At 49.4% G+C, this 26,172-nt stretch carries 23 protein-coding genes; 8 read left to right on the top strand and 15 right to left on the bottom strand.

The features are described 5' to 3' along the window. Positions 1-53: 53 nt before the first annotated feature. Entirely contained in the window at positions 54-623 is a 570-nt protein-coding gene (ahpC, locus tag AB4875_RS03265) for an alkyl hydroperoxide reductase subunit C (RefSeq protein WP_368374612.1), read from the bottom strand. A 140-nt stretch (positions 624-763) separates the two neighbouring features. Between ahpC and oxyR the strand changes: the two genes are divergently transcribed. Further along, a complete protein-coding gene (gene oxyR, locus AB4875_RS03260; RefSeq protein ID WP_368374611.1) occupies positions 764-1,657 on the top strand; it encodes a DNA-binding transcriptional regulator OxyR in 894 nt (297 codons plus the stop codon). A 33-nt stretch (positions 1,658-1,690) separates the two neighbouring features. On the opposite strand, the gene AB4875_RS03255 is transcribed toward oxyR, so the two are convergent. From AB4875_RS03255 to AB4875_RS03220, 8 genes are all read right to left on the bottom strand, one after another. After that, complete coding sequence (locus AB4875_RS03255) at positions 1,691-2,203, bottom strand: DUF1993 domain-containing protein (protein WP_368374610.1); 513 nt, start codon at positions 2,201-2,203, stop codon at positions 1,691-1,693. A gap of 189 nt (positions 2,204-2,392) precedes the next feature. Next, positions 2,393-4,168 carry a sugar phosphorylase gene (locus AB4875_RS03250; RefSeq protein WP_368374609.1) on the bottom strand — a complete coding sequence of 592 codons (1,776 nt, stop codon included), beginning with the start codon at positions 4,166-4,168 and terminating at the stop codon, positions 2,393-2,395. Further along, positions 4,169-5,389 carry a glycosyltransferase family protein gene (locus AB4875_RS03245; RefSeq protein WP_368374608.1) on the bottom strand — a complete coding sequence of 407 codons (1,221 nt, stop codon included), beginning with the start codon at positions 5,387-5,389 and terminating at the stop codon, positions 4,169-4,171. A 62-nt stretch (positions 5,390-5,451) separates the two neighbouring features. Next, entirely contained in the window at positions 5,452-6,273 is an 822-nt protein-coding gene (locus tag AB4875_RS03240; protein WP_368374607.1) for an HAD-IIB family hydrolase, read from the bottom strand. Further along, positions 6,270-7,130 carry a phosphoribulokinase gene (locus tag AB4875_RS03235; protein ID WP_368374606.1) on the bottom strand — a complete coding sequence of 287 codons (861 nt, stop codon included), beginning with the start codon at positions 7,128-7,130 and terminating at the stop codon, positions 6,270-6,272. The genes AB4875_RS03240 and AB4875_RS03235 overlap by 4 nt, the downstream gene beginning before the upstream one ends. Before the next feature lie 364 nt (positions 7,131-7,494). Then, positions 7,495-7,959 (bottom strand): FKBP-type peptidyl-prolyl cis-trans isomerase, encoded by a 465-nt coding sequence (locus AB4875_RS03230; protein ID WP_368374605.1) that lies wholly within the window; start codon positions 7,957-7,959, stop codon positions 7,495-7,497. Positions 7,960-8,183: 224 nt separating this feature from the next. Continuing rightward, complete coding sequence (locus AB4875_RS03225) at positions 8,184-9,131, bottom strand: LysR family transcriptional regulator (protein WP_368374604.1); 948 nt, start codon at positions 9,129-9,131, stop codon at positions 8,184-8,186. A gap of 207 nt (positions 9,132-9,338) precedes the next feature. Next, entirely contained in the window at positions 9,339-11,522 is a 2,184-nt protein-coding gene (locus tag AB4875_RS03220; RefSeq protein ID WP_368374603.1) for a malate synthase G, read from the bottom strand. 328 nt (positions 11,523-11,850) lie between these two features. On the opposite strand from AB4875_RS03220, the gene AB4875_RS03215 reads away from it, so the two are divergent. The 5 genes from AB4875_RS03215 (at position 11,851) to aceK (ending at position 17,846) form a co-directional block, all read left to right on the top strand. Next, positions 11,851-13,449: an isocitrate lyase gene (locus AB4875_RS03215; RefSeq protein WP_368374602.1), complete on the top strand. Its 1,599-nt coding sequence runs from the start codon at positions 11,851-11,853 to the stop codon at positions 13,447-13,449. Between the two features lie 239 nt (positions 13,450-13,688). Then, complete coding sequence (locus AB4875_RS03210; RefSeq protein WP_368374601.1) at positions 13,689-14,252, top strand: hypothetical protein; 564 nt, start codon at positions 13,689-13,691, stop codon at positions 14,250-14,252. 156 nt (positions 14,253-14,408) lie between these two features. Continuing rightward, positions 14,409-14,897 (top strand): ribonuclease E activity regulator RraA, encoded by a 489-nt coding sequence (gene rraA, locus AB4875_RS03205; RefSeq protein ID WP_368374600.1) that lies wholly within the window; start codon positions 14,409-14,411, stop codon positions 14,895-14,897. A gap of 56 nt (positions 14,898-14,953) precedes the next feature. Further along, a complete protein-coding gene (locus tag AB4875_RS03200) occupies positions 14,954-15,988 on the top strand; it encodes an LLM class F420-dependent oxidoreductase (RefSeq protein ID WP_368374599.1) in 1,035 nt (344 codons plus the stop codon). 124 nt (positions 15,989-16,112) lie between these two features. Next, on the top strand, positions 16,113-17,846 hold the full coding sequence (aceK, locus tag AB4875_RS03195) for a bifunctional isocitrate dehydrogenase kinase/phosphatase (RefSeq protein ID WP_368374598.1): 1,734 nt from the start codon (positions 16,113-16,115) through the stop codon (positions 17,844-17,846). Between the two features lie 65 nt (positions 17,847-17,911). Here aceK and AB4875_RS03190 read toward each other — a convergent pair whose 3' ends face one another. The 4 genes from AB4875_RS03190 to typA form a co-directional block, all read right to left on the bottom strand. After that, complete coding sequence (locus tag AB4875_RS03190) at positions 17,912-18,511, bottom strand: outer membrane beta-barrel protein (protein ID WP_368374597.1); 600 nt, start codon at positions 18,509-18,511, stop codon at positions 17,912-17,914. 128 nt (positions 18,512-18,639) lie between these two features. After that, positions 18,640-19,077, bottom strand: coding sequence for a D-aminoacyl-tRNA deacylase (gene dtd, locus AB4875_RS03185; protein WP_368374596.1), 438 nt, complete (start codon positions 19,075-19,077; stop codon positions 18,640-18,642). 67 nt (positions 19,078-19,144) lie between these two features. Next, the gene (gene pip, locus AB4875_RS03180) at positions 19,145-20,116 is read right to left on the bottom strand and encodes a prolyl aminopeptidase (protein ID WP_368374595.1); all 972 of its coding nucleotides are present in this window, start codon (positions 20,114-20,116) and stop codon (positions 19,145-19,147) included. A 134-nt stretch (positions 20,117-20,250) separates the two neighbouring features. Then, complete coding sequence (gene typA / locus AB4875_RS03175; protein ID WP_368374594.1) at positions 20,251-22,062, bottom strand: translational GTPase TypA; 1,812 nt, start codon at positions 22,060-22,062, stop codon at positions 20,251-20,253. A 201-nt stretch (positions 22,063-22,263) separates the two neighbouring features. Here typA and AB4875_RS03170 point away from each other — a divergent pair, with 201 nt between their 5' ends. After that, entirely contained in the window at positions 22,264-23,574 is a 1,311-nt protein-coding gene (locus AB4875_RS03170; protein ID WP_368374593.1) for a sodium-dependent transporter, read from the top strand. 14 nt (positions 23,575-23,588) lie between these two features. Further along, positions 23,589-24,032: a hypothetical protein gene (locus tag AB4875_RS03165; RefSeq protein WP_368374592.1), complete on the top strand. Its 444-nt coding sequence runs from the start codon at positions 23,589-23,591 to the stop codon at positions 24,030-24,032. Positions 24,033-24,037: 5 nt separating this feature from the next. Here AB4875_RS03165 and AB4875_RS03160 read toward each other — a convergent pair whose 3' ends face one another. Both AB4875_RS03160 and thiI read right to left on the bottom strand, forming a co-directional pair. Beyond that, positions 24,038-24,469 (bottom strand): acyl-CoA thioesterase, encoded by a 432-nt coding sequence (locus AB4875_RS03160; RefSeq protein WP_368374591.1) that lies wholly within the window; start codon positions 24,467-24,469, stop codon positions 24,038-24,040. Next, the gene (gene thiI / locus AB4875_RS03155; protein WP_368374590.1) at positions 24,466-25,920 is read right to left on the bottom strand and encodes a tRNA uracil 4-sulfurtransferase ThiI; all 1,455 of its coding nucleotides are present in this window, start codon (positions 25,918-25,920) and stop codon (positions 24,466-24,468) included. Before thiI ends, AB4875_RS03160 begins: the two co-directional genes overlap by 4 nt. Positions 25,921-26,172 lie beyond the last annotated feature (252 nt).

Here is a 26,172-nt window from a genome sequence, read left to right as displayed (position 1 = left end):
CTTTCAAGGATATAAACTTTAAAAAGGCCCCGTTGCCGAGGCCAAGAGGTGTATTAAATTTTACCGACCAAGTCTAGTGAAGGAGACAATGTCGCCTCGCCGGGCTGCCATGCAGCTGGGCATACTTCGCCATCATGTTCAGCAACATATTGAGCAGCTTGTACTTTACGAAGTAGCTCTTTGGCTGAGCGGCCAATGCCGAGGTCATGTAGTTCAGCAACTTTGATTTCGCCCTCTGGGTTAATCACGAAGGTGCCGCGCAATGCCAAACCGTCTTCTTCAATCATCACGCCGAAGTTGCGTGAGATCTTGCCTGTTGGGTCGCCAATCATTGGGTACTGAATTTTGCCAATAGTGTCGGATGTGTCGTGCCACGCTTTGTGGGTAAAGTGGGTATCGGTTGATACTGAATACACTTCCACGCCCATTTCTTGCAGCTGTGCGTAATGGTCTGCCATGTCGCCCAACTCGGTGGGACAGACAAAGGTAAAGTCAGCAGGGTAGAACATAATGACTGACCACTTACCCAGCAGGTCGGTATCGCTTACGTCGATAAAGTCGCCATTGTGGTAGGCAGTTGCTTTGAAGGGCTGTACTTTTGTGTTGATAATAGTTGGAAACATAATGTCACTCCTGACGTTTTGATAAAGGAAAAATCGTTTGCCTTAAGCTCAGGAGACATACTACGGAAGGGCAATATTCATATCTAATCGATCGTTATTATGATATTGATAGCTTTAGCCAATACAATGCGAGCAAGCCCGTGATTAAAATCCGTGATCTTCAATACTTCGATGCCGTAGCCGAGCACGGTCACTTTGGCCGAGCCGCCGAAGCCTGCTTTGTTAGCCAACCCACCCTCAGCGGGCAGATCATGAAGCTAGAAGATCAGCTCGGCTTAGCGCTGTTTGAGCGTCACCGCAAAAAAGTCATGCTCACCCCCGCTGGCGAAGCGCTGTTGATACGCGCGCGGCAAGTATTACGCTCGGCTGAAGATTTTGAAGACAAGGCTAGGACCTTGTCCGACCCGCTAAGCGGCGATATGCATCTTGGTTTAATACCTACGGTCGCGCCGTATTTGCTGCCACACATTATGGCGAAGCTCAGCGCCGCAATGCCCAATATCAATTTCTTTCTGCACGAGAACCAAACCGATGTGCTGCTAAAGCAATTAGATGAAGGCAAGCTCGATGTGTTGATTCTGAGCTGGCTGGACAATATGGAAAATGTGGAGCGCTATACCCTGTTTGATGAGCCCTTGGTATTGGCCTCGACCGTTAACCATCCTTTGGCGCAACATGACGCTCTGACTTTAAAAGACTTAAACGGACAGTGGGTACTCACACTTGAAGACGGGCACTGCTTACGTGACGAGGCCCTGGGCTATTGTTTCTCTGCTGGCGCGAAGGAAGATTCGCGATTTCAGGCGACGAGCTTAGAAACTTTGCGCTATATGGTCGCCAGCGGCATGGGTATCACCCTGATACCAGAATTGGCAATAAAAGAAGGGGAACACGGGCTGCGATACACTCACTTTGAGGCGCCCGTGCCAAGCAGGGAGATTTGCTTACTGGTGCGACCCAATTACTCTCGCATGGAATGCGTGCGAGCTATGGTGTCTTCCATCAGAAGCTCAATGGCCGACTATATAAAATAGCACGGCCCCTCTAACTAGCTGTGCTATGGCCATTTAATCTAGGAAAGGAATGCTGCCCAGATAATCCAGCTTACCGATGTCTACCCCGTTGTGGCGAAGTATTGAAAAGGCGGTAGTGACGTGAAAGTAGAGATTGGGAATGACAAAATTAATGGCAAAGGCACTGCCCAGCATTTTCTTGCCATCTAACCAAGGCAAACTAATTTCACGACTTGCGGTATCGGCAAAGTCGGCCTCTTTATAGCTAGCCAAATACTCCTGCACCGCCGCAATACGAACATACAGTTCATCTAGGGTAGTCTCGGTGTCTTCATGCTTTGGTGCGCTTTCTGCCTTTCCTGCGAGTCTTGCCGCACCGAGCTTGGCGGTGTCGCAGCAAATTTGTACTTGGCGAATCAAGGAAAATTGATCGGGCGCCAAGCGCGAGGTTAAGAGTACCTCAGGATTGATTGTTTTGGCCTCGGCAAATAACGCCGCTTTCTCTAGCATCGTTTTTAAATTGCCCAGCATTTTACTGGCTTGTACAACAGTAAGATCGTAAAACATGGTTGATCACCTCAGGGAATGAATTTAGCTATTATTCTCTAGCGCCAACCGAGAGTTGGGGGGACGCGCGGCGCAATTCAATAGCCCAAAATGCTTTATTTCTACAAGACGAAAGCGACGGGGCTATCGGCAGTGATATTGCCGGCCTATAGAAGCAGAATCACAGCCTAATACCAAGCATTTCACATTTTAACTAGCCGCATCTACCTTATCGCAGCGACGTAGCCAGCAGTAGCCATAAGGCTCAAGGGCAAGGCTTGCCTGGCTTCGTAAATCCGCGTCATCATTTAATATGTCTAGCCAGTGCGCCGACTCATCTAAATTTAAGTCTGCCAGCAAGATCTCTTGGGGCTCAGCGCTGATGTTGTAAACCGCCACAATCGCTGCGCCACTGGCATGACTTTCGCGGCGAATACCAAACACCTTGTCACCCAGGTGCAGAGGATACTGTGCAGCATTGGGGTGAAATGCCGCTTGTGCGGAGCGCAGTGCAATAAGCTCCTTTAACACCTTGAACACCCGCGCGTGATGACTGTTTGTCCCCAGCTGCGATTCAAGGTCATCGGCTACCCATTGATGGCGGTTTATCGAGCGGTTATGACTGGTGTGAAGCACTCGATTTTCGTCATTCTCCGTTGCCAATAAGCTATGAATATAAAATGCGGGTACGCCTTGAACTGCCAACATCAGGGCATGGGCACAGATAAAACGCTGCTCCTGAAAACCGTCTTCGCCATCATTTTCGTTTTCAGCGTGCAGGTGACGGCGCATTGCATCAAAGAGACTAATATTAATTTCGTAGGGGCGGTTCTCCCCACTGGCCAGAGCGCGCCAAGACACTCGACCGCCGCTCTTTTGCATAAGTGTGACTAGCTGGTTAATTTCAGTGTCATCCAATAAACCTTCTGCCGGGCGCAGGCCAATTCCATCGTGGGAGGCAATAAAATTAAAATAGGTGGTGCCGTCCTGTGCGGCAGGCATTCCCATCATCCAGGTTTTTAAAGCCTTACAACTGCCGCTAACCATTGTGTTAATTAACAGCGGCGGCAGGGAAAAGTTATAAACTAAGTGCGCCTCGTTGGCGTTACCGAAGTAGGCCAAATTTTCCCGCAGTGGAATGTTAGTTTCAGTAATAATAATGGCTTCAGGCACCGCATGCTCTATCAAGGTTCTCAGCAGCCGCACCGCCTCGTGGGTTTCTTCTAAATTCAGGCTTGTTGTGCCCGGCACTTTCCATAAAAAGGCCACGGCGTCGAGCCTGAAAATTTTGACACCCATATCGAGGTAATAACGAATTATTTTTACGAATTCTAATAGTACTGTCGGGTTTTGAAAATTAAGATCAACTTGGTCATGACTAAACGTACACCAAACATGACGTTTACCGTCTAAGGTTTGCACCTCGTTTAGAAGCGGACTGGTACGCGGCCTAACCACTTCACTCAAATCTGTAGCGGGATCAATTTCAACAAAATAATCCATACCTGGATCGCGGCGTTGCTTAAAGTTTTCAAACCACACACTGCGACTTGAGCAATGGTTGATCACTAGATCTGCCATTAAATCGAAATCGCGGGCAATCGCATTAATGTCTTTCCAATCGCCCAGTGATGGATTGACTTCGACATAGTTAATTACCGAAAAACCATCGTCCGAGCTATAAGGGTAGAATGGCAAAATATGAACGCCACTAATTAAACCGCGCAACTCTTTGCGCAGAAAATCATGCAAGGTATGCAGAGGCCACTCGCCATCTCGCATGATCGAGTCGCCATAAGTAATCACTAGAGCGTCACTTTCAGTCCACAGATTTTTATGCGCCTCGGGCATAAAACACCGGTGATCCAAGGCCATGAGAGAAATCATATCGTCCAGCAGCGACACCTTGTCGAGGTTGGGATATAAAACCTCTAGATGGGCGCTAAGCCGTTCACGCAAATGCTGCTGTGGCGATAAATCTGTCATTCAAGAAAATTCCTCATTGTCGGCAACGACGGCCGCCATCATGTCGTCCAGCAGCGTTGGTTCGGCGCTGCATATTCGATTCCAGCTCGGAATAAACGGGGTTTCCATGGGATTTTCTAAAAACATATTGCCGGCTTTAACAATATTTTGAGCAAATAATTCGACCGCCTGCTCTTCGCGATGTAAATCTAAATTCAAGCCGTTCATCACTGCATCGTTGCGATAACTGTCTACAAAATCTAAGGCCACACGATAGTAGGTTGCCTTAATAGTACGGAAGGTTTCGCTACTAAATACCACGCCATTGGTTGCCAACTTTCGAAACACCGCCTTGGCAATATCGATAGACATTTTAGATAAGCCACCGGCATCATCTTCCTCAGATAGTTCTTGGTGCTTGTGGTCATAAGCATCAGCGATATCAACCTGACACAAACGGTTGGTCGAATAATTCCGATACATTTCTGACAAAACACCAATTTCCAAGCCCCAATCACTGGGTATTCTTAGATCATTCAAAACATCTTTGCGCATAGAAAACTCACCCGATAAAGGGTAGCGATAACTGTCGAGATAATCTAAATAATCTAAGGAACCAAATATTTTTTTGAGTGAACGAATCAAGGGGGTAACTAATAAACGACTTACCCTGCCATTTATTTTTCCATCGGCAACACGGGCATAGTAGCCTTTGCAGAATTCATAGTTAAAACCGGGGTTGGCGACCGGATAAAATAATTTCGCCAGCATGCGTCGGTCATAGGTTAAAATATCGCAGTCGTGCAAGGCGACTGCCTCGGCCCGCCCAGAAGCCTGTATATAGCCAATACAAAACCATACATTACGGCCCTTGCCTGGCTCTGCGGGTGACAGACTCCGACCCTTAAGGCGCTGATCAATTGCCTGTAAACGCGGGCCGTCATTCCACAATACGCGGTGGCGCTGAGGTAGCCGGCTAAAGAATTTTAGTGCGTGGCGATACTGCTCCTCGTTCGCCTGATCGAGGCCGATAATAATTTCATCGATATAATCTACTTTGGCAATTTCATCGATGATGGCGGGCAATGCCGAACCTTCTAATTCGGAAAACAATGACGGCAAAATTAACGCCATAGGCCGCCGCTTGGAAAAACCTAGTAACTCGGCTTCTAAGTCTTCAATCGGCCTATCAACTAAATTATGAAGGGTAGTAATAATGCCATTCTGATAAAAATCGGCCATAACAATCTCGTTTATTTTTTATCGTTTCAATACCAATTACTAAGCATAGCTCGCAATACGTATCACTTTAATAATTCTAGCAAGGTCTCATTCCATCCTGCAGGGCCACACTGCTCGGTAAGCAAAATGCTGCCATGCGGGTCATTTATCTTTGGTGGCGCGTGATGATCAGATCTCACCACCACACCAACATCCGCAGCGGCCAACATGGCCACGTCATTGCCACTATCACCCAGGGCAATCACCCGTGGTTGGGCACCTGTGGGGTATAAGCAAGAAACCAGCCACGACATCGCCAAGCCTTTGTTTGCCGGCCCCATAATATGGTGGAAGCGCCCCCCTTTCAGAGCCTGCAAACCGGCTGCGCGGAGGTCGGCGCTAAACCGCTGCCATTGCTCCTCAGTGTCCTGCCAGCAAATTGGCTCGGAGTAATCCCGCTGCAGGGCCAGCTCGGCATCGGCGATGCTCAGTCCGGTGATGTCCTGTAGGGCGGGAGCATCAAAATCGCTAAAGCCTGAAAAACGGTAAGCCTTGTCTTCTCGCCAACCGTGGATAAGCGCGACAATGTCGCGGCGATGGGGAGCAAAGCGCTTATGACGCGCTCCGTCTATCTCTTCCATTTTGACATCAGCCAGAAAGTCGCATCCCGGGGGAACAACCACTGCGGCGCCGTTTTCGATTATAAAGGGATAGGGATTGCCAAGACGACGCGAGAGCGGGAGTAATTCTGCGCAGGTTTTACTGGTGTTTAACACCCAGATAATCGATTGCTCTGCGATGACCGCCAATGCTGGTGCCGCGGCATCAAAGGAGTAACTATCATGATCTAGGAGCGTGCCATCAAGGTCAGTAAAAATGATATTTTTTGCTAAACCCACTGTCATTTTTCCTCTCGATATTCCACAGCCAAAATCTCTCGCTGGGTTCCCAAAGACATCACGCAGTCTGCGCTGGCTGGCAGGGTATTTAAGCAATGTGTTGTTAAGCGCTGGTAGTGCTGGATGAAGCGCTGTATCGCGGCACTATCCATCAAGCCTGGCGTTGACGCACCATCCTGTTGACGCTGGGCTAACTTTTCCTCCTGCTCACCCCGCCAATCTGCAACACAATGAAAACTTGGCGCGCGCAACATGAGCAAATAATCTAATTCCGAAAACAAGGTTTGATAATCATCGGCTAAGCAAGTGTTCACATATTGCCGCCATCTGCCATCAGCATCTTCCCGCTGTTCCAAGTCATTCATTGCCGACGCCAGTTCATCGGGCATTTGCGGGCTAGCGCCCACACACCACCCTTCAAACACAATTAAATCTATTGGCCCACGTACCTCTGGCCAACTGGATTCGGGTGCCCGATCATCGCGAGCCTTATCAAACCGTGGTAGTCGCAATACTTGGCCTGAGCCCAGTGCGCGAAGCTTGGCAATGGTCTCCAAAGCTAAAGATACGTCATGGGTGCCGGGCACCCCACGGGTGCGCAAAAGCGGATGAATGCTGCTGGCTAGCTGCTGGCGCTGCGCCAAAGTGAGATAGAAATCATCTAGGGACAGCTGCGCAATATTGAGCCCGTCGCCCTCATGTAAATACCAATAAATAAATTCTGCGAGGGTAGATTTACCACTGCCCTGGGAGCCGTGAATTCCCAAGACCGGAACATGCTTCTTGACTCCCAACAGGGGACGAAGCGATTCGATAAAGGGGATAAAACTGTTTTGCGCCTGCTCCCGATAGCTATCGGGCAATCGCTCTCTTTCGAGGAATATATTCAGATTATCTGTGACGCTAGCCAAAACATCCCTCCTAAGCGAGCGTATTTATCTTTACCTTAGACCATATTGCCCGCCAAGTCCCACAAGCAAATTGAGTCTCTGGCACTATTCTTCCTTTGCTGCGGCACTAGGCCTAAGCCCGGCTATTGCTGGCAACAAGCGCGCTCTAGCGGCGCTGAACAGGGATGAGCCCCCTGACTCCCTGCGCACTTTTCGCGGCAGAGATCAAAATTCTGGCTCGAGGAAATACCCCTAATAAGCAGGTTTCTTGCCAAATTTTAAATATTAGAGAGATTACGAGCGCCGGAGCGACGCTCGCATATAGCATCAGAAGAAATTAATGAACGTGGCCGTGGGCCAATTCTTCTTCGCTTGCAGCGCGCACTGATTCAATGCTGACATCAAAGTTCAGTACTTGGCCTGCCAAGGGGTGGTTGGCATCAACAGTGACATTCTCGTCATCCACTTCTTTGACTACCACTGTTTGCATTTGACCACCGGCACCCTCAGCCTGAAATTGCATACCAACTTCAATCTGATCAACGCCCTGGAACGCAGCGCGGGGCACTGGCTGAATCAATTCAGCATTTTGCTCACCGTAGCCATCTGCTGGCTGTACCGTTACTTTCATCGCATCACCGATGGTTTTACCCGTCAATTCGCGCTCAAGCCCCGGAATGATGCCGCCGTGGCCGTGTAGATATGCCAATGGCTCCTGACCTTTTGATGTATCAATTTCAACACCGCTTTCATCAGTCAGGGTGTAGTGAAATGCCACTACGCAATCATTCGCTATAATCATGGGAGCCTCCCGTTAAAGTAAGCCGTTAAGCATGACAGTTTTGCCCGACGAGGTCACGCAAGAGCCATAAATTATTAGAAATTGGCCGATATTAACGCCGTATTCACCGTTATCGACGAGCCATACCGAAATTAGCCCAGACTAAGACTGAGGGCACGCCTAGACAGAACAGACACGGCTCACAAGGTTTTCCACCGCGTCGACGGGCAAACTCTTGAACTAACTCAGTCTGGATTAGTGATTTCTTGGCCAACTTCAACAATGCGACGGCGCAGCCAAATATGGCCGGGGTCGTGCTGTAGCAGCGGACTCCATGCCAGTTTCAACTCAATGGGAATAATCATAAATGGCGGCTTGCGGGTCGCCAAGCGCGGGTCTTCGTCATACAGGCGAGCGACCTGGGTCGGCAGCGTAGCGATCAAGTCTGGATGCTTAGCCAGCAGTGCCGCCACTTGATAATGGCGGGTAAACACGCGAATTTGGCGCTCGTGGCCACACTCAGCCAAGGCCTCATCGACCCAGCCCAGCCGCTGGCTATCGCGTTGGCTCATCCCTCGACCCACCCCCATACCCGTCTTACTTACCCAGATGTGCGGTGCCGCCAAAAATGCATCCATATCGAAATTAGCGAGAGCCTTATTATTACTACTCATTAAGCACGAAAAGCTATCTCGCCAAACGGTGGCTTGATGGAAAGACTGCGGCAGACGATCAAAGCGGTTAATCGCCATATCGATCTTGCCCTGCTCCAAATCTTGAAAGGTAACATCACTGGGGGTAAGAACATCTAAGGTGATATTCGGCGCCTCGTCCCGCAGCTTGAACAATAGCGGTGCCAACAAGGTCGATTCTGCATAGTCACTGGCCATAATCCGAAACACACGGGTGCTTTCTGTCACTTCAAAATCAGATACCGGCAACACTGCCTGCTCAACCGATGACAGAATATTCCGCACCTGCGGCTGCAATTCTAGGGCGCGCTCGGTCGGAGTCATGCCTTCGCTGGTTCTTACCAGCAGAGGGTCATTGAACAAGTCACGCAGGCGTCGCAGACCATTACTCAATGCCGGCTGAGTAATCCCCAATTGCTCGGCGGCCCGGGTGACATTTTTTTCCCGCAGCAATACATCGAGATAAACAAGCAGGTTTAGGTCAATACGCGACAGATTCATAACAAAAATAACTCCGCTTAATTTTATAATTAGCAGTGATTATGAGGTTTTTTTCTAGACTCTGCCAGTTAGCCCCGCAAACACGCGCCAGCGCACCACAACTTAGCGCGGAGTGAAAAAGTGCGAAGCCGAAAATAAAAAAGGCCCGGAAAATCCGGGCCAAACCTCACTGACAGGAACTGTTGCAGCAAACGGTAGCTAAGCTATTTAGCCCGCTTGTTTTGCCTTGTACTCTATACGACGGCGATGCAAAACCGGCTCGGTGTAACCGCTGGGCTGCTCGCATCCTTTTAGAACCAATTCTAAGGCCGCCTGAAACGCCACGCTGCCGTCAAAATTAGCCGCCATGGGGGTGTATTCGGCATCACTCGCGTTCTGACCATCAACAACGGCCGCCATACGCTTCAAAGTTTCAAGCACCTGTGCTTCGGTGCAAATACCATGACGCAACCAGTTAGCGATATGCTGACTAGAGATACGCAGCGTGGCACGGTCTTCCATTAACCCAACATCATTAATGTCTGGCACCTTGGAACAACCTACACCGTTATCAATCCAGCGCACCACGTAACCCAGCAAGCCCTGCGCATTGTTATCCAGCTCTTGCTGAATATCTTCCGCACTCCAGCTTGGGTTTTGGGCAACGGGTATGGACAAAATATCATCCAGCGCCGCACGCTGACGGCTGGCCAATTGCTCCTGCACCGACAGCACATTTACTTGGTGATAATGCATCACGTGCAAGGTCGCCGCGGTGGGTGAAGGTACCCAAGCGCAGTTTGCGCCGGCTTTCGGGTGACCAATTTTGGCATCCATCATCGCCGCCATTTCATCGGGCATTGCCCACATACCTTTACCAATCTGAGCGTGACCACTTAAGCCGCAAGCCAAACCGATATCAACATTCCAATCTTCGTAGGCATTGATCCACGCCTGCTTCTTCATATCTGCTTTGCGAACAAAGGGGCCCGCTTCCATGCTGGTGTGAATTTCATCACCAGTGCGATCCAAGAAGCCTGTGTTTATAAAGATAACGCGCTCAGGTACTGCTGCAATACAGGCCTTTAGATTCACCGTAGTGCGGCGCTCTTCATCCATGATGCCGATTTTCAAGGTATTGCGAGCTAGACCAAAGGCATCTTCAACGCGAGAGAATAATTCTGCGGCGAAGGCAACTTCTTCAGGACCATGCATTTTGGGCTTAACGATATACACACTGCCAGCGCGAGAATTACGCAATGCGCCGGTTTGCTTCAGGTCGTGCATAGCCGCAAGCACGGTCACCATGGCATCCATAATGCCTTCTGGCACCTCAAAACCATCGGCGTCAATAATCGCGCCATTGGTCATTAAATGGCCGACATTACGCACTAACAATAAGCTGCGTCCGTGCAATACGGTTTCGCCACCACCGGCCGCGGTGAATACACGGTCGGAGGCCAGGGTACGAGTAAGCTCCTTGCCACCTTTCATAAAGGCTTCTTGAAGATCGCCCTTCATCAGACCCACCCAGTTGCGGTAGACCTCAACTTTGTCGTCTGCATCGACCGCAGCAACAGAATCTTCACAATCCTGAATCGTAGTGAGGGCAGACTCGAGTACAACATCCTTCACGCGTGCCGCGTCATCTTTTCCGATCGGGTGTTGGTCATCAATCTGAATATCAATGTGAAGACCATTATTGATCAGCAAAATATTGGTCGGCGCTGTCGCGTCACCCAAATAGCCGACAAACTGCGAAGGATCTTCTAAGCCCGTCACGCTGCCATCGGCCAAGGTAACGGCCAAAGCACCGTCAACGACGCTATATAAAGTAGCGTCCACGTGGCTGCCAGCACTCAAGCTGGTGTGCTGATCGAGAAACTGGCGTGCATAGGCGATAACTTTAGCGCCGCGCACCGGGTTGTAACCCTTGCCCTTATCGGCGCCGTCAGCCTCTGAGATCACGTTGGTGCCGTAAAGTGCGTCGTACAAGCTGCCCCAACGCGCATTCGCTGCATTAAGTGCATAGCGTGCATTCATTACCGGCACAACCAGCTGAGGACCAGCAAGAGTCGCTATCTCTTCATCTACGTTTTCGGTAGCAACGCTAAAGTCTGCTGGCTCTGGCAGCAGGTAGTTAATGTCTTGCAAGAAAGCCTTATAAGCCGCAGCATCGAATTTGCCAGCGTGGGCACGGTGCCAGTCGTCAATCTGAGCTTGGATTTGCTCGCGTTTTTGCAGCAATTCGCGATTTTTAGGCGCTAAATCCTTTAATATATCCGCCATCGCGGCCCAAAACGTATCTGGGCTGATCCCAGTACCCGGAGCAACTTCATCATTAACCAAACGATAAAGTACATCGGCAATTTGAAGACCGCTGTGCTGTACTCTGGAAATGGCCGAAGACATAAACACTCCTTTTTGAAACAGAATTTAACGATAATTAGACAGCTATCCTAGCAGCTAGGGATAATTCTGCAAATTTATCCATATTATCACTGCTATTTCTTTTGTGAATGCAAAAGTGAAATCAAAGGACTTTTTGAGCCCAGGCGCCACCTTATTTACCCTGTAGCACTTAGTATTCGGTCGTCACATAAACCCTAAAAAAACATTAAACACGCGACATTCTCAATATGAATACTCGACATAATAACTATAAATTAGAAAAATTTAACCGCCGCGCGTAGACTAGCCAGCGTTCACCACCCAACTCGCAACAAAATAGGGACCACATATGTCAACTCTACAAGCAGACATCCAAGCAGTTGCCGCACTTAAGCAAGAAGGCGGAAGCAGCTGGGACGCCATCAACCCTGAATCTGCAGCACGTATGCGTGCACAGAACAAATTCAAAACTGGCCTAGACATTGCCAAGTACACTGCCGACATCATGCGCGCAGACATGGCAGCGTTTGACAAAGACAAGACCAAATACACTCAGTCTCTGGGTTGCTGGCACGGCTTTATCGGTCAGCAGAAGATGATTTCTATCAAGAAACACTTCAACGGCAAAACCGATCGCCGCTACTTATACCTGTCTGGTTGGATGGTTGCTGCACTGCGCTCTGCATTCGGTCCCCTGCCTGACCAGTCAATGCACGAAAAAACAGTTGTTGCCGACCTAGTACGCGAGCTGTACACCTTCCTGCGCCAAGCCGATGCACGTGAACTGGGCGGTCTGTTCCGCGCCCTAGATGCTGCTCGCGAAGCTGGCGACACTGCTGAAGAAGCCAAGATCCAAGATCAAATCGACAACCATGTTACTCACGTAGTACCTATCGTTGCTGACATCGACGCTGGTTTCGGTAACGCCGAAGCGACTTACCTGATGGCCAAGCAAATGATCGAAGCTGGCGCTTGCTGCCTGCAGATCGAAAACCAAGTTGCTGACGAAAAGCAGTGCGGTCACCAGGACGGCAAAGTAACCGTACCCCACGCCGACTTCCACAATAAGCTGCGCGCACTGCGTTACGCTTTCTTGGAGCTGGGTGTCGACAACGGCGTTATCGTTGCACGTACCGACTCTGAAGGCGCTGGCCTGACCAAAGAAATCGCTGTTGTTAAAGAGCCAGGCGATCAGGGCGACGTATACAACTCTTTCCTTGATGTTGAAGAAATCAACGTAGCTGACATGGCTGAAGGCGACGTATGCTTCAACCGTAACGGCAAGCTAGTTCGTCCTAAGCGCTTGCCTTCTGGCTTGTACCAATTCCGCGAAGGCACTGGCCACGAGCGTTGCGTATTCGACTGTATCGAAGCTATCAATGCTGGCGCTGACCTGCTGTGGATTGAAACAGCCGTTCCGACCGTTCACGAAATCAAAGGCATGATGGACGATGTTCGTAAAGTTCACCCAGATGCGAAGTTGGTTTACAACAACTCTCCTTCTTTCAACTGGACTCTGAACTTCCGTCAGCAAACTTTCGATACTTGGACTGCTGAAGGCAAAGACGTATCTGCTTACGATCGTGCGAGCCTGATGTCAGCTGAATACGACGAAACTGAATTGGCTGCAGTCGCTGATGCTCGCATCAAGACTTTCCAAGCAGATACTGCTCGTGAAGCGAACGTATTCCACCACCTGATCACTCTGCCGACTTACCACACTGCTGCGTTGTCTACTGACAACCTTGCTAAAGAGTACTTCGGTGAGCAAGGTATGCTGGGTTATGTTGCTGGCGTACAGCGTAAAGAAATCCGTCAAGGTATTGCCTGTGTTAAGCACCAAAACATGTCTGGCTCAGACATGGGTGACGACCACAAAGAATACTATGCTGGTGAACTTGCACTGAAAGCTGGCGGCGCGAAAAACACGTCTAACCAGTTCGGCTAAGCTCAATTAGCGTTTAGCACACCCCATCGCTGGTCACTCCAGCGATGAAAGAAAGGCGGCCCCTTGCAAAAGGTGTCGCCTTTTTTACTGGGGAATTCGATTGCTCCTGCTGCGACCAAACAACGTAGCTACCACCTAGCTAGATGCAAAAATTACCGCCAGCAGTAATAATCGAATTAGTGTGAACAGGCCCTAATAGACTAAGATAACGACCTAAAACTGATTAAGTGATTTCAAATATGACTGACACACCTACTTTTCTTAAAGACGCTAAAGACGTGCTAAGTGACCAGGGGTTTGCGACGAGCAACATCTGGTATCACGGCACCTCATCTGCACTGGTCGACTCAATCACACAACAGGGCTTAAAGCGCTCAGGCGATAAAGCGCTAAAGGACGCCGCAAAGAAAACCATGGCCGCTATCGGCAATAGCTATACGGAATCGATCGAGCCAGTTTTCTTAACCCAAAGCAAGGAGTTAGCTTTTTACTGGGCTGAGCAAACGGTAAGAGACCGCAGCGTGCGAGTTGACGGTGATGAACAGCCCGTCGTGGTTGCGGTAACGCTGCCAGAAGAATTGAACCTCAAAGTAAAACCCGATGTGGGCGCAGCGAGCTTGCTGCTACTCAAGGAAGGCGAGGACTTTATGGGCTATCTAGCCGGCATTTATCAGGACAACGGTTTCGGCATACCCGAAATAGACCTGATGAAAGCTGATCGCCTAAAGTACTTAAGTGTATTGGGCATGGCCTATATTAACGCTGATATTGATGCCTCATACCTAGAGATCATTACTGGCTAAATAAACCCATCTGATCAATGCTTAGCACGGCAGACAAAATCGGACGGCAATGGCGGCCTTTTTGCGAAAGATACTGGACGCCAGCACCAAGATACAAAACAATGATCAACAACACAGCCTCGAATTTCTACACAATTCAAAGCCAAGGAGTGAGTCATGCATAATATATCCACCCCAGATCTCTGTGATGAACACGGCGACAACGTCCGCGTTATTGAAGGCCAATTCCATCACTACGGTGGCAAACAAAATTTTCACGGCCCGGTTGCCACCATCAAATGCTTTGAAGACAATTCCAAAGTGGCAGAGCGAGTAAAGGAAGCCGGTCACGGCCGCGTATTAGTCGTAGATGGCGGCGCCTCACCGCGGCGCTCATTACTCGGCGATAATCTCGCCAAGGCCGCTGCCGACAATGGCTGGGCCGGCATTGTTATTTATGGCTATCTTCGCGATGTTGAAGAAATTGCGACCATGCCGATAGGCATTATGGCGCTGGGCTGCGTGCCGCGCAAAACCGAAAAACTAGGTGATGGTCGCTGTGATATTCAACTCGAATTTGGCGGCACCACGATTGGCGCCGGCGAGTATCTCTACGCAGATCTAAGCGGTATTATCGTGTCATCAGAGGCGCTAGTAACGCCGTAATTACGCTATTCTTTATCCTAATAAGCAAACAATAAAACTGAACGCGGGAGACGCACATGAAACTTGGACTATTACTCGGCTATTCGGGCGCAAAACTAACAGTGCCCATGGATACCGTTAAACAGGCTGAAAAACTAGGCTTTGATTCTGTGTGGACAGCCGAGGCCTATGGCTCAGACGCCGTTACTCCTGCGGCGTGGATACTGGCACAAACTAGCACAATTAAAGTGGGCACTGCCATCATGCAAATGCCGGCTCGCACCCCTGCCATGGCGGCAATGACAGCCATGAGCCTAGACCAACTATCCGGCGGCCGCTTTATTGTCGGACTCGGCGCCTCAGGCCCTCAAGTCGTAGAAGGCTGGCATGGCGTCCCCTATGGCAAGCCGGTCACTCGCACCCGTGAATATATTCAAATCATGAAGGAAATATTCGAGCGTAAAGGCCCAGTAGAATTTGACGGTGTTATGTACCAAATGCCCTATAAAGGCCCCGGTGCAACCGGCCTTGGCAAACCCTTAAAGTCGATTTTGCACGGCGACCCAAGCATTCCCATTTATACCGCATCAATAACACCGGCCGGGGTTGCCGCCTCAGCGGAAGTCGCAGACGGCGTATTCCCTGTTTGGATGAGCCCAGAGAAATACTCTGTTCTCAAACCCAGCATAGATAAAGGCCTGGAGAAAAGTGGCCGCAGTAAGGCCGACTTCGATGTTGCTCCCTTTGTTGGCGTTATCATGGACGACAACCTTGACGGCTGTCGTCACTTTGTTAAAGACTTCCTTGCCCTCTATATTGGCGGCATGGGCGCCAAGGGCAAAAATTTCTATACTGACTACGCCTCACGCATGGGCTACGGCGATGCTGCAGAACAAGTACAAGACCTATATCTAGCCGGCAAAAAAGATGAAGCACGCGACGCCATACCCAACGAACTAGTAGATGAAGTTGCCCTTGTCGGCCCCGAAGCGCGTATTCGCGAACGAGCCGCCGACTGGAAGGCAGCATCAAAACGCGGCGAAATAAATTCTATGCTACTCAACTGCGCGCAACCCGAAGCAATGGAAGTCATGGCGGACTGCTTCCTTTAAATCAATATGCACTAAAATACCGTGCAGACGTGGTCAGCGCCGCATGCTAGCCTGATCACGCTTAATCAGTTGCTACAAACCACACGCAATCCGCAAGACCGCAACAATAGGACGACACCCTAACGTGACCACCAATACTCGCCGGCTTGCCATGGCTATATTAAATGGCTTTGATGCGTTTTTCGCGGAATACAAAAACATCACCCTTGGCGCCCAAGCGCGTTTTGAGGCCGCCGACTGGCATGGTGCCCAAAAGGCAATTCGCGACCGGCTAGTGCTCTGGAAGGAAAAGCGCGCCATCGTTGCAGAAGCGGCTTACACCATCACCGGTGGCAGCGTTGAAAATCGCGACAACTGGGAAATAGCAAAACAGGAATACGCCGAACTTATTCAAAATCATGACAATTACGAAATTGCTCAGTCTTTTTTTAACTCCATCTATTGCCATGTTTTTGACCACGAAAAAATCCGTGACATCCACACCTTCGCACTAACTTCGAATCATGAGCGCCCACCGATTGCCAGTGACTCGATACTTAAACGCTATCGCTTTAACGGCGACAATGCCGCCAGCATCGTTCGCTCAATGTTAGACGACTGTGAATTCAATATTCCCTGGGAAGATCAAGAGCGCGATATCGGTTTTATCATGAAGGTGGTCAACCAGGTATTAATTCCAAAAATTCGCGACAATGGCAAAGAAGTGGTCGTGGAAACTCTGGAGTCATTATTCTTTCGTAACAAGGCCGCTTATCTGGTGGGGCGCATTGTCAGCGGCGATTTTAATATGCCCTTTGTGTTACCCATATTGCACAGCGAAAATAAATCTATTTTCGTCGACACGGTATTGCATGACCCAGACGACATCTCGATTCTATTTAGTTTTAGCCGCAGCTATTTTATGGTCGACACCTCTATTCCCTCAGAGTATATCGCCTTTTTAAATCGGCTTATGCCCAACAAAGAAATCTTCGAACTTTATAGCGCCATCGGCATGCCCAAACACGGCAAGACCGAGTTCTATCGCTTTGCCGTCGATGACACCCAAAATAGCGATGCACCCTATATTATCGCTCCGGGAATAAAAGGCATGGTTATGCTGGTATTTACCCGTCCCGACTTCGGCTATGTATATAAAGTCATAAAAGACCGCTTCACACCCCCCAAAGATATGAGCCAAGAACATGTTCGCCAATGCTACAGCTTGGTAAAACGCTGGGATCGCGGCGGACGCATGGCAGACACCCAAGAATTTAATAATTTAGCATTTGATCGTCGCCGCTTCTCCGACGAACTTCTTGCCGAATTAGAAAAAGAAGCCCCCTCTAAAATCAGTGTGAGTGGCAATGCCCTGCTACTAAAGCATGTCTATATAGAACGTAAGATGATTCCCCTCAACCTTTACCTCAAGGACTGCGACACACAGCAACTTGAAAGCGTGATGGGTGAATACGGTAATGCCATTAAACAATTGGCCGCAGGTAATATTTTCCCCGGCGACATGCTGCTGAAAAACTTTGGGGTTACCCGTCACGGTCGCGTGGTGTTCTATGACTACGATGAAATTTGCCCGCTCACCGACTGCAATTTCAGAAAGCTTCCAGAACCCAAAAATGATGAGCAGGCTATGGCCACTCAACCGTGGTATGAAGTCAACCCGGAAGATGTTTTCCCCGAGGAGTTCCGTTTATTCTTTTCTGGCAACCAGCGCGCCAAGAAAGTTTTTGACTCACTACACAGCGATCTATACGACCCCGCATACTGGCAAGGGCTCCAGCAAACCATTCGCAACGGTTATGTGGCAGATGTATTCCCTTACCGGAAGAAGCAGCGCTTCCAACAACGACCATCTTTCTAAAGACGGTCACAAAAAAAGGGCGCTAGGCGCCCTTTTTAAAACCAACTTTACTGGTTTTTACGTTCTTAGAACTGTAAACGAGCGTTAATGCCTACCGAATCCGTATCATAGTCCCCGACAAAACTGCGGCTGATATTAGCCGCTACCGAAAACTGCGGAATAAAGTAAACCCGCAAACCGGCACCCAATACCGCGCCCGAGTCAGAATCACCATCAACATCTTGATAAGCCAGACCTGCGCTTAAGTTACCTTCGATGTTATTAGTGAGCCACGTACGTGACATTACGCTACCCGTTAAGGTGTCGACATCTATATTATCTAACAGCGGATTTGTACTTTCTGACTCAGCAAAACCATAATCCAAAGCCACCACTAAATCGCTGCGATCAGACATTCTACTTGCACTGCCAACACCAATAGTGACGGTGTCGAACTCTTGGTTTCTATTGTAGTCAAGATTGCCGAGTGAGCCGCGAACAAAAATATTTTTATCTAAAGCCAAGGAACCGCCAAGGTACACCTGATCTGCATCGTCATTGGCGATTTCGACATCGGCAAAGCCACCTTCAACATAGGTATAGCTAAAATCTTTTGCCAGCAAAGGCCCTGCAGCAAGTGCGCTAGTGAAACCCGCAGCAATTAGTATCGTTTTCTTATTTAACATGATTTTCGCTCTCCGTAGTATGGACAGCGATTTAGACTGCGCTCGAGCAATCAGTTCCTATAAACCTTGGTCTCTTGCATTAATACCAATGTAGAATAAATAGTGAACTTTTTTAAAATCTTGCTGTGTTATGCCTCCAGCATAAATGTCACTGGCCCATCATTAACTAGACTGACTTGCATGTCACCACCAAAGCGGCCGCTCGCCACCGCAGCGTGCACACTGCGTAAGTGAGCCAGCGCAAACTCGTATAGCTGCTCCGCTCGGGCAGGTTCCGCTGCCGTCGAAAAGCCAGGGCGCAGTCCCTTTTTGGTATCCGCCGCCAAAGTGAACTGCGATACAAGTAACACCCCACCATTAATATCAGAAAGCGATTTATTCATTCGACCCTCGCCATCGGCAAACACTCGATAGGCCAAAATTCGCGCCATCAATTTTTCCGCTGCCGCTTCGTCATCATGTTTTTCTAAACCAAGAAAAATCAACAAGCCCTGCTCAATGGCACCCACACATTGACCATCTATCTCCACGCTAGCGGAGCGCACGCGCTGTAGTAATGCTTTCATTTTCCCTCTTCTTTTCCCTTTCTAAAATCTCGCTAGCGCAAGCTTTGTACGCAAACCAGCAAAACCATTAATAGCTTAGTTCACCGTTGCTAAGTAAGTCTGCAATATCATTGCCCGCCTTGATTAAGGCATCAGAAATACTGGGTTCAAAAGCGGAGTGACCGGCATCGCGAATAATATGCAGCTCAGAGCTTGGCCAATGATGATGAAGCTCCATCGCGCTCTCTAGTGGGCAGACCATATCGTAACGACCATGCACGATAATGCCCGGGATGTTTTCTATCGCAGCCATATTATTTAGCAGCTGATTTTCCACCATAAACCCATTGTTTACAAAATAATGGGTTTCGATATGCGACATCGACACCGCGGTATGCGCATCCATTAAATGGTCCGCAACATCATGATGAGGCCTTAATGTTGAACAGCGGGCTTCCCATATCGACCAAGCCTTGGCCGCCGACATTCGGGCTAACTCATTTTCGCCATGGAGCACGCGATGATAGGCTTGAATCCGATTTTCGCCATCCCGTGGTAGAACGCAGTCGTTAAAGTCCTGCCAGTAATCCGGGAAGATTTTGCTCGCACCACCCTCGCCATAAAACCATTCCAACTCTTTTGGACGACACAGAAATATGCCTCGCAGAATCATCGCCTGCACGCGATCAGCATGTTCCTGCGCATAGGCAAGACTCAATGTTGAGCCCCAAGAACCGCCAAACAAAACCCATTTTTCAATATCGAGATGCTGACGAATAAGTTCCATGTCGGCAACCAGCGCGGGGGTCGTATTATGATCTAAACAGGCATGTGGCTCTGATCGCCCAGAACCGCGCTGATCAAAAATGACAATACGGTAGCGCTCAGGGTCAAAGAAGCATCGCGCCCTGGGACTGCAACCTGCACCTGGTCCACCATGAACGAATAGTACCGGGATGCCATCTGGATTACCCGACTCCTCCACATACAATACATGCGGCGATTGGACCGGCAAAAGATGAGTACGATAAGGTTTAATATCGGGAAACAAGGTAAGCATAGCGATGACCAATGTGAGAAATACACCTATTTAGTGTAGCGCAGTCATCGGCGTATCGGTAAGTAGTCTATCGAAGGGGAGGGTAGAAAAGATAAAATCGGCGGCCTTGAACGGCCGCCGAGACGTTTACTGACTTAAGACTTAGGAGCGCGCTTGCGCTCATTCTCTTTCAGTAACTTCTTACGCAGACGAATACTCTTAGGTGTTACTTCCACCAATTCATCATCTTCAATGAATTCCAGCGCTTGCTCCAAGGTATGCTTGATGTGCGGCGACAAGGTCAGCGCTTCATCAGTACCAGAGGCGCGAACGTTGGTTAGCTGCTTAGCCCGAGTAGGGTTAACCACCAAATCGTTGTTGCGGTTATGAAGACCAATGATTTGACCTTCATACACTTCAGCTGCGTGGCCCATAAACAAACGACCGCGGTCCTGCAGGTTGAACAAACCATAGCTCAGTGTTTTACCACCAACCATCGACACCATTACGCCATTCTGACGGCCAGCTAACTCGCCGCCTTTCACTTCGCCGTAGTGATCGAAAACGGTAGTCATAATACCGCTACCAGAAGTCATCGTCAGGAAGTGACCACGGAAGCCGATTAAGCCACGTGCCGGAGCCATAAACTCAAGCTTAACGCGACCTTTGCCGTCGGGCTCCATATTGCTCAGCTCGGCTTTACGCAAACCAAGCTCTTCCATAACCGAGCCTTGGTGCTGCTCTTCAACATCAATCACAACGTGTTCAAATGGTTCTTGAATAACGCCGTCAACTTCTCTTTGCACTACTTCTGGGCGAGACACACCCATCTCGAAACCTTCGCGACGCATGGTTTCAATCAATACTGAAAGATGCAATTCACCACGACCAGATACTTTAAACTTGTCTGGGGTTTCACCTGGCTCAACGCGCAATGCAACGTTGTGGATCAATTCTTGATCTAAGCGATCGCGGATATTCCGCGATGTAACAAACTTACCTTCTTTACCAGCAAACGGTGAGTCGTTTACTTGGAAAGTCATGCTAACGGTAGGCTCATCAACGCTCAGTGGCGGCATTGCTTCAGGATGGCTTGGGGCACAAAGTGTGTCGGAGATATTCAGGCCTTCGATACCCGTAACACAAACGATTTCACCCGCCTTACCTTCAGGCACTTCAACTCGCTCAAGGCCGTAATAGCCCATCACGCTCAGCAATTTACACTTGCGAGCTTTACCGTTTGCACCCACCACAACCAACTGGTCATTGGCTTTCATAGTGCCGCGGGTAATACGACCAACACCGATTACACCAACATAGCTATTGTAGTCGAGCGCCGAAATTTGCATTTGCAGCGGGCCTTCAGCATCAACTTCTGGCGTAGGCACTTTATCGACGATCATTTGGAATAAGGGGGTCATGTCTTCAGCAAGGTTTTCATGATCCAGACCAGCAACACCATTGATTGCGGATGCAAACATAATGGGGAAGTCTAGCTGTTCGTCAGTCGCACCTAAACGGTCGAACAGGTCGAACACCTGATCAACAACCCAGTCAGGGCGCGCGCCTGGACGGTCAACTTTGTTCACAACCACAATGGGGTTCAAGCCTTGCTCGAACGCCTTTTGGGTTACGAAGCGGGTTTGCGGCATAGGGCCGTCAACCGCATCAACTAGCAGCAAAACGCTATCGACCATCGACAGGACGCGTTCTACTTCACCACCAAAGTCGGCGTGGCCAGGGGTATCAACAATATTGATACGGTAGCCGTTCCACTCGATGGCGGTATTTTTTGCAAGGATAGTAATACCGCGCTCTTTCTCCTGGTCGTTGGAGTCCATGATCCGCTCGGAATCTTGGTTGCGGCGGTCAAGGGTTCCCGACTGACTCAACAGTTTATCCACCAATGTGGTTTTACCGTGGTCAACGTGGGCGATAATGGCGATATTGCGCAGCGTATCAATCATGGAATGAAATTCGTCGTTGAATAAAATGGTCGCGAATTATACAACAGCCCTGCCCTTCATAGCAGCAACTGATCAATTTATATTCACGCTAAACAACTATTACCACAATAAAACAACAAAGTTTGCCGCTTGGGCATATCTCCGATAGCCGTTACAATCAAAACCAAGCCAATAACCTTTCCACCAGAGACACTGAACACGATGACCACCAATGTCACATGGAAAAGCCGCTGGACCTTTATTCTTGCCGCCACAGGCTCCGCCGTCGGGCTAGGCAATATTTGGAAGTTTCCCTATATCACCGGCGAATATGGCGGCGGTGCTTTTGTGCTTGTGTATCTGGGCTGTATTTTACTTATCGGCATTCCGGTGATGATTGCAGAAATCATGGTCGGCAGGTCAGGCCGCAGCGATCCCGTCCACAGCATGAGCAAGATGGGTAAATCTGCTGGCAAAAGCGGTAACTGGGGAGCCGTCGGCGCTATTGGCATTTTAGCCGGCTTAATGATTATGATGTTTTACAGCGTAGTAGCCGGCTGGGCGCTGGATTATGTTGCCCAAAGTATTAGTGGTAGCTACTACCAAGCCTCCACTGCATCAATAGAACAAAACTTCTCACAGCTGCTAAACAATCCCTCTGAGCAATTACTGTGGCACAGCATCTTCTGCCTTATTACAGGCTCAATTGTTGCTGTTGGCGTAACTAATGGCATTGGTAAATCGGTCGATATATTGATGCCGATACTCTTCGGCTTCTTGCTACTTCTATTAGGCTACAGCTGGTTTAACGGCGATTTTAGCGCCGGCCTGCACTTTATGTTCGATACGGACTTTAGCAAGCTCACCAGCGAAGCCGTGTTAGTGGCGATGGGTCATGCCTTCTTTACCCTGAGCCTGGGCATGGGAGCGATCATGGCCTATGGGGCGTACTTCCCAGGAAAAGCGTCGATTGGCAAAACCGTATTAACCATAGCTGCACTCGATACAGTAATTGCCCTCGTCGCAGGCATGGCCATGTTCCCGCTGGTCTTTGCCAATGATCTAACCCCCGGCCAGGGGCCCGGCCTGATGTTTGTGACCTTGCCCATAGCGTTCTCGAATATGGTTGGTGGTCAATTTTTTGGAACCATCTTCTTTGCGCTAGTCAGTATTGCTGCTTTGAGTTCGTCAATTTCATTAATAGAACCGGGTGTCGCGTGGCTGGAAAAATATGGCATCAAGCGGCCTATATCGACGTTCAGCTTTACCGGCCTCGCCTGGCTAGGCGGCATCGCCTGTATTTACTACGGCGAGGTTTTCGATGCCCTAGACTACCTAACCGCCAACATTATGCTGCCGCTTGGCGGGCTTATGATCGCGATCTTTGTGGGTAGAGCGCTTCCCCGCAACACCGTTACCGAGGAAGTCGGCATGGGCAGCGGTATACTTTTTAAAAGCTGGTGGTTTGTGCTTCGCTATTTTGCCCCTATCGGTATAATTCTTGTATTTTTAAACAGCCTTAAACTTATCTAAACAGGATTTAATCTGTGCGCAATATCACCGTGAACGTATTTGTTATTTCTGGCCTGCTCGGCTTCGGCGGTCTTTATTATTACAGCGGAGAGGTCGAAGCCCATTATAAGGTGAATGCCGATCGCTACTTAGCAGCCTCTCTAGCAAAAATTTCAAGCTGGGACGTCAACGACCTGCAAGCAGAGTTGGGCAAAGAAACCCTAGAACAGGTCAGCGAGGAACAATTGCAAGAGCTGACTGCAAGTTACCGGCATTTGGGAGCGTTCGAAAGTATGGATGAGCCGCTGTTCTCGCGCTTGAGCGGCGCCTTGTCGATTCTCAATCATCCACCAAAATTGAGCTACAGCAGCAATGTGCGCTTTGAGCACGGCAGCGCCATCATGACGGCAACCCTTACGCTGGAGGGCCAGCATTTTAAATACTACAACCTGAACCTAGGTAAACCGGCCACCGAGTAAATCCACTAGTCCAGAGCGCAGGCCTGCAAGCGACTGCGCTCCTTATCCGCTATTGGTGTCGGACGATGCTCGCCATCAATACACACCAAGCTTATTTCGCCCTCAGCAACCACTTCACTGCCGTCTTCGGAATACAGACGCTGCAATAAGCGAAAACTGCTATTGCCAATATGAGTCACCCACGCTTTTGCGCACAGGCGCTTATCGTGGTGCCACTCTTTGCGGAAATTCAAACCGATGGCCGCTACAAGCATTCCAGATAACTCATTGCCGCTGCCCACGCCAAAGCCAGTATCCAACATCCACTGAACCCGAGCCTCTTCTAAATACCGGAAATACTGAACGTGATTTATATGGCCCATACTGTCTTGATCCCCCCAGCGCGGCGAAATCAAAACACTAAATAATGGCGGGGTAGTAATAGCTACTTCTCTCATGACGGACGATATACCTTCACATTAGTAAAACCCTGCTCAATCAAATGCGAGGCATGCAAGCGGCTCATTACACCTTTCTCGCAGTAAAGCAGGTAAGTTCGCGTTTGATCTAAGTCGGCGAAGCGACGGTGGAGCTCGTAAAACGGCACTGTTTGCAATTCCCCACCGGGCAATTTCAACGGTTTGCGATCAACCTCATCGGGGTGCCTCACATCCAATATCACCGAGTCAGGCAATGGAATGGGCAGTGTTTCAACATCAACCGCCGTTCTGTCTTCGTCCGCCAGCTGATCAATATTAATAAAATCTGCGGCGGCTATCGCCCGCTCTAACACTGCAAAATCGAACTTTCCTTCCTGTGCTGCAATCTTGTCCGGCCTTGCACGGATCGTCGGTCTCACAGATATAACACCGCAATATTCAGGCATATTCGCGGCAAAGTCTTCAGTGCCAATTTGCGCAGCAATTTTAATTATATCGAGCTTGTCCATGGTAATTAACGGTCTTAGCACCAGGGTGTCGGTAACTTGATCAATAACGGATAGGTTTTGCAGCGTTTGACTGGAAACCTGCGCAATCGCCTCACCAGTGACCAGTGCCGGGACTTCAAGCTGAGCTGCAACTTCAGACGCCGCGCGCAACATCATGCGTTTAAGAATGACACCCATTTGTGAGTTTTCGACATTCTTCAGAATCTCGGCAACAACATCCTCAAACGGCACAGTGACAAACTTAACGCGATGCGAAGCCCCATATTTAAGCCACAAATACAGTGCCACCTCCTTAACACCCACCTCGTGTTCGCGACCACCCAGGTTAAAAAAGCAAAAATGGGTACGAACACCGCGCTTCATCGTCATATAGCTAGACACGGTAGAATCAAAGCCGCCGGAGATAAGAGACATCACCGCATCAACAGAGCCCATGGGGTAGCCACCCAAGCCTTTTATACGACGATTAACGATGTATAACTGCTGGTCTCGTATCTCAATTCGCACCGTGACGTCAGGATTATGCAAATCGACACCCGCCGACTCAAGATGCTGATTCAAGCCACCGCCGACGTAGCGCTCGACTTCGCCTGAGCTAAAATCATGTTCGCCTGAGCGCTTGCAACGAACCACAAACCGCTTACCTCGCAGGCTATCGCCTAAGGCATCGCGGGTTTTTTCATACACATCATGCAGGTCGACTAAGGGGTATTCAGCCACTTCAATAACGTGAGCAATGCCCGGTGTTTGGCATAATACCGTCACAAAACCCTGGAGCACGACGGGGTCGGTACTATCAGTTTCCAAGCTTATGCGGTCCCACTCACGAACAACGACCACTGCTGGATCCAGCTGCATAAGTAATTTGCGGAGGTTGTCGCGAAGCTGACGGGTAAATTTCCTCCGCACAGGCTTACTTTTGACGATAATTTCAGGAAACAGCTTGACGATAAACTTCATTAAAAGGCCGCGCGAATAAATGGGCGGGTATTATAGCGGCCCACCGCTCGCGGTGCAGCCCAAAGAATGGAGCGCACCAAAAAAGAACACAAAACCAGCTTGCGCACCGAAATGACTCGCTTTTTGGGCGGCGACGCACAATCTTTAATCACGGATAGAGCAAGATGACCCGAAAACTCCATCCTTTAGCACAATTAAACCGCATATATATCGCTTTTTCGGTTCCCACGCCGCTCTACTATGCGGCACAAT

It is taken from the genome of Zhongshania sp. R06B22 (genome assembly GCF_040892595.1).
Lineage (GTDB): Bacteria > Pseudomonadota > Gammaproteobacteria > Pseudomonadales > Spongiibacteraceae > Spongiibacter > Spongiibacter arctica.
The sequence above is the reverse complement of the archived record's forward strand: the minus strand, read 5'-3'. Positions and strand labels throughout refer to the sequence as shown.